General features: G+C 66.9%; 5 protein-coding genes and 1 pseudogene. 2 read left to right on the top strand and 4 right to left on the bottom strand.

What is annotated here, in order from left to right; translation table 11 throughout:
• Together A9W96_RS25330 and A9W96_RS31785 are read left to right on the top strand one after the other, a co-directional pair.
• Positions 1 to 159 (top strand): annotated as a pseudogene (locus A9W96_RS25330) (VapC toxin family PIN domain ribonuclease); the annotation flags it as partial.
• 26 nt (positions 160 to 185) lie between these two features.
• Positions 186 to 359, top strand: coding sequence for a hypothetical protein (locus A9W96_RS31785; protein ID WP_156765405.1), 174 nt, complete (start codon positions 186 to 188; stop codon positions 357 to 359).
• 88 nt (positions 360 to 447) lie between these two features.
• Here A9W96_RS31785 and A9W96_RS25335 read toward each other — a convergent pair whose 3' ends face one another.
• From A9W96_RS25335 to A9W96_RS25350, 4 genes are all read right to left on the bottom strand, one after another.
• Complete coding sequence (locus A9W96_RS25335) at positions 448 to 912, bottom strand: hypothetical protein (RefSeq protein ID WP_156765406.1); 465 nt, start codon at positions 910 to 912, stop codon at positions 448 to 450.
• 492 nt (positions 913 to 1,404) lie between these two features.
• On the bottom strand, positions 1,405 to 1,734 hold the full coding sequence (locus A9W96_RS25340; RefSeq protein WP_067143950.1) for a hypothetical protein: 330 nt from the start codon (positions 1,732 to 1,734) through the stop codon (positions 1,405 to 1,407).
• Between the two features lie 49 nt (positions 1,735 to 1,783).
• Positions 1,784 to 3,151 (bottom strand): cutinase family protein, encoded by a 1,368-nt coding sequence (locus A9W96_RS25345; RefSeq protein WP_067143952.1) that lies wholly within the window; start codon positions 3,149 to 3,151, stop codon positions 1,784 to 1,786.
• Positions 3,148 to 3,870, bottom strand: coding sequence for a hypothetical protein (locus A9W96_RS25350; RefSeq protein WP_067143954.1), 723 nt, complete (start codon positions 3,868 to 3,870; stop codon positions 3,148 to 3,150). Before A9W96_RS25350 ends, A9W96_RS25345 begins: the two co-directional genes overlap by 4 nt.
• Positions 3,871 to 4,510 lie beyond the last annotated feature (640 nt).

Genomic DNA, 4,510 nt, shown 5'->3' on the forward strand with positions numbered 1-4,510 from the left:
CACCACGGGCCCTCGATCCCCGACCTCATCATCGCTGCCACCGCCGAGCTATCGGGATTGACCATCCTGCACGTCGACAAGGACTTCGACATCATCACCGCGATAGCCGGACAGCCCGCAACTCGTCTCGCCTGCACCAGCCCAAGCTGTCCGGAATAAGGAAATCGTCCGGGATCGGAGAAACGGTGAACCACAATGCGAAACTGCGGTGGCCGATGGTGGCCATCGTGTTGGCAGCGCTCGGTCTCTGGATCACATGGGATCACCATCACCTCATCGATCGGGTGATGGGCTTCGTCGTCCTTAGCCTCGGTGCAGCGGGAACCGTTTGGGGGCTCGTCGAGAAATGGCCTCTCTGAACCAGACCCTCATGCCCAGTCAGTGGGCAGCAGCCAGCGCCGTGGGATTCGCCGTGGACCGTCCACGGAACGAGTCGGTCGCGAACCGCTAGTCGAAGGAGAACCCGTCTGCGAGCTTTCGCCGCCGGGTCTCTTCTGACTCCTGCGCCGCGTCATCTTTGGCGGTTTGTTCGCGCGCAGCGAGCGCCCGCTGGCGGTATCGCTCGCCGTCACCGGCGATCTTCTCCACGAGATTTCGCAGGATCAGGTGGTGGTCGATCACGTACTCGATGGTCGTGTTCGTGACGATGAGATGTTGCAGATCGTCGTCGACGACGACCGTGCCGATCTCGGTCGGAAACTTGGCGCCAGGGCCTGCGGCATCCTGCTCGCCGGCGGTCAGTTTCCGGGATAACTCAACTCGCACCGGGTACCGCTGTGCGCCGCCGTGTCCGGGCAGCGGATCAGGCTGGCCGACCAACTTCAGCTCTTCGGTCGGCGGGCTCAAATCCGGGTCGTCTGCCATTGCAGCCTCCTTCGCGCGCGGTCCCTTAAAAACCTTACCGGCGGCCACCGCATGGCGCGGACACACGCTGGACCGGGCGGGCTCACGGCCCTTGTTCTGCCGCTCCCCCGGCGCCCGCACGGCCGGTGGGGGGTCCTGTCGCGGTGGCTGGTGCGGGCGGCTCGGCGCGCGGCGGCGCACAGTGGCGCGGGTGGGCGCGCGCGGGTGATCGAGGGCGTTTAGCGGGGGTGAATGCGTTGGGATCGACGGCGCTGCATACGTGCCTGCGGCGCCGTCGCGGAGTGGCTGGCGCGGGCATCGGTAGGGTGTCCGCACAGCGTTGGCGGAGGTCTGGGCGCGAGTTTGGCGGGCAGAGTTAACGACCACTGTGGGGGCCTTTGCCGTTCGTGATTGGTGCGTTGTGGCGCGCTGTGGGGCGGCGTCGAGGGCGGGCTTGGCGGGGACGTTTCGGTGGCGGTCTGTCTGCTTGTTGATCGCGCGCGGCGGGTCCGCCGGTGGGTGTTTGGAGGTGGGTTGGTGCGGCCTGCAGCGGTGGATCGGTTAGGGGCGGTCGCGTGCTCGTTGCGCGTCGAGTGCGGCGCGTAACGCGGCGATGTCGGGGTGGCGAACGTAGACATCCCAGTCCTTGTCCAGATCGCTGAGGTCGTGGCCGGCGGCTAGGTCGAGGCCGAGCTCGGTGAGGCGGGAGGAGAGCTGGCTGGGTTCGCTGCACAGCGTGTAGACGGGCCAGTGGTCGGTCTTGCCCGCGGCGGCGGGGCTGGTGGCGGCGCTGGGGGTTTCTGACCAGCCGGTGAGGGTGATTGCGCCGGTCGGTTCGCGCAGCAGCCAAAGCCCGTACTCCATGTGAGTGGTCTCCTGGTAGACGGTCATTACGAGGCCTGGGTGGGGGTGTCCGAGGTCATGGTGACTGGGGTGCCTTTCAGACGATTCTGTTGAGTTGGTTGACGAAATAGCGTTGGACGAGCTGGGTGCCGGTGTGGCCGGCGGGATCGAGGCGGGCGGTGTCGTAGTCGTTGTGGTAGTCGCCCTTGATGAACTCGGCGAAGTGTTTGAGGGCGGTGGCGACGGTGGCGGCGCTGAACTGGGCGAAGGTGGGTCCGAAGATTCCGGTGGCCTGGGTGCCGATGCCGCCCGTCGCGACGCTGATGGCGTTGATGACTGCGGTGACCAGATCGCCGAAGCCGGGTCCGGGGTGGGCGAGGCCGGCCCCGACAGGGCCGAAGGCGCTGACGTTGATGGTGTTGGTCTGCTCCTGCATTTTCGACAGTGCGTTGGCGACGTTGGCGGCTTTGGTCGCGATGGCCGTGATGAGCGCGGGCAGCGCGGTCCAGGCGCGTGCCTGGATGAGATTGATGATTTGGCCGGCGGCGTTGAACAGTTCGGATGCGGTGGCCGCGACCTGGGGTCCGGCGAGCCAGAACAGCTGTTGGGCCAGTGCGACGCCGAAAGCGACGCCGCGGTGGACGAGGTCGGGGATGAGATTGGGGTCTTTGACGAGCTGCAGGATTTGGTTGACGGCGGCGGTGGCGGGGGCGATAAGGCCGGCCATGAACATGGTGGCGAGTTTTTGAGCGGAGCCGGCCGGATCCGAGGCGTCCAGGTGAGATCCGAGGTGGCCGATGAACCGCATGACGAGGTCGGCTTGGGGCAGGTTGCAGAAGTAGTCCAGCGGGGCGCAGATCGACAGGATGCCGTTGCGTTGAGTGAGCGCGCCGAAGCCGCCGGCGCGGACGCCGGCGAAGCCCACGCCGGGCTGGTTGAGCCCGATGGTGGGCTGGCCTACCGGGGACTGTGAGGGGTCAGCGACGAGGGCGACGCCCAGGAGCCGGTTGGCGGGGATGGCGCCCCTGTTGTGGCCGATTGCGGCCGCGATGTCACCGGCGGCGTCGGCGCCTTGGCTGTAGCCGGTGAGGAGGAAGTTGGTGTGTGGGCAGCGGTTGGCGACCGCTCTCATGCGGGCGTCGGCGCTGTCGATGCCGGCTTGTTTGGAGGCCAGGTAGCCGCCGCCGTCGGTGCCGCCGAAGATGGTGGCCGGGTAGGGCGTGTAGAAGGTGTCGACGGTGAGGTGAACGATCCGTTTGATCGGTTCGAGGATGTTGCCGAGGATGCCGACGGGTTTGGTGGGGTCGGCCTGTGGGGTGGTTTGCGTGGTGCCCGGGATCGCAATGGCTTCGACAGCTGGGCAGGTGGCCGGTGCGGCATGGGCAGGCGCAGCGGTGGACAGCAGCAGGGTGGCGGTGAGGGGCAGGGACACCGCCAGGGAGGTGCAGCGGTGGCGGATGGTCATGCTGCTGCTGCCGCGCTCTGGAAGTGGCTGCTGATTTTGCGGATGGCGCGTTGGGCGCGACGTTCGATGGCGCCGACGTTGGCGCCGAGGCTGCGTGCTGCGCTTCTGGGGCTGTAGATGTCGGTGTTGAGGTAGAGCGCTTTGAGGGTCTCGTATTCCAGGGCGGTGATGATGCGGTGGTCGCGGGCCTGGGAGAGCAGGTGCGCGGTGTGGTCGTCGTCGGTGCCGGTGTCGGTGCGGTCGAGGATCGCGGAGTGGGGGTCGACGCGCACCGCCGCAGCAGTGGGGGTGCTGGCGCGTGGCCGGGTGGCCATGACTTTGCGCAGGGTCGCGTTGTAGAGGTAGCGCGACGTCAAGATCTCTGGTTCTGCGGCGGTGCGGATGAGGGTGAAAAAGATGGCCAGGGTGTCGTTGTCGCGGGCGTCGCGGTCGGTGGACAGGTAGCCGTCGGGGTCGGCGAGTTCAGCGATTCGGCGCAAGGCGTGGCGCATCAGGACGGCTGCCATGAGCAGGGCGTGGCGGTCGCCGCTGCGGGCGTAGCCGGCGAGGGTAGGCAGCACGGTTGATGCGGTGGGCAGGTGCGCGCAGATGGCGTTGGGGGTGTGCGGGGCGCGCGGGTGCAGGGATTGGATGAGGGTCACCGCGGGCGTGAGGTCGCCACGGCGGGGCTGGGTGAGCAGGCGGTGGGCCTGGTCGGCGAGTTGGTCCCAGATGGTCATTGGATTCCTTGGCGTCGCGGGGAGGTGACGCGCTTATGGAATCCGTGGACGTTGTTGCGGGGGTTTGCGAAGCGGTGTTTAGCGCGGTTGACAGCACACCCCGATAGGGGTGATGTGCATCACATGCCAGGGTGGTGACCTGGGGGTATGTGGTTGTCAGTTCGGTTGACGAGGAATGGGTGTGCGCAGCTGTCGGGAGTTGCTGGGCACGTCGTGTCCAGGGGCTGGCGCGTCGTACCGCATGGCGGCACCCGGGCATAGCGATGCGTGGGGGCCGTCGAGAGGGGTGCGGCGGAGATTCGGCCAGGCCGCCGTCAGCGCATATGCGGTGATGCGCTCGGCGCATACGTTGACGAGCTAATGCAGGAGGGGGAAGCGCTCGTCCGTGGCTTCCGCCTGGCGGCTATAGCCGAGCCGAGCGTAATCCCCCTGTCAAGCATCAAGCGAACATCGCGATGTCATACGCGCGTATGCGTTACCAATTCGTTATGTATGCGGTTGTCGCCAAATCGGTGTTTTGCCCCGCATTAGAGGGTGTCCGAGCATCTACCCCTCTTGGAGGCCTCACCCATGCCGCAGCCGATTCGCCGCACCCACGCTGCGGTCCGCTCCTACTGCGACCAGCTGCGCGAGCTCATGG

The organism is Mycobacterium sp. 1245852.3 (assembly GCF_001669335.1).
Lineage (GTDB): Bacteria > Actinomycetota > Actinomycetes > Mycobacteriales > Mycobacteriaceae > Mycobacterium > Mycobacterium europaeum_A.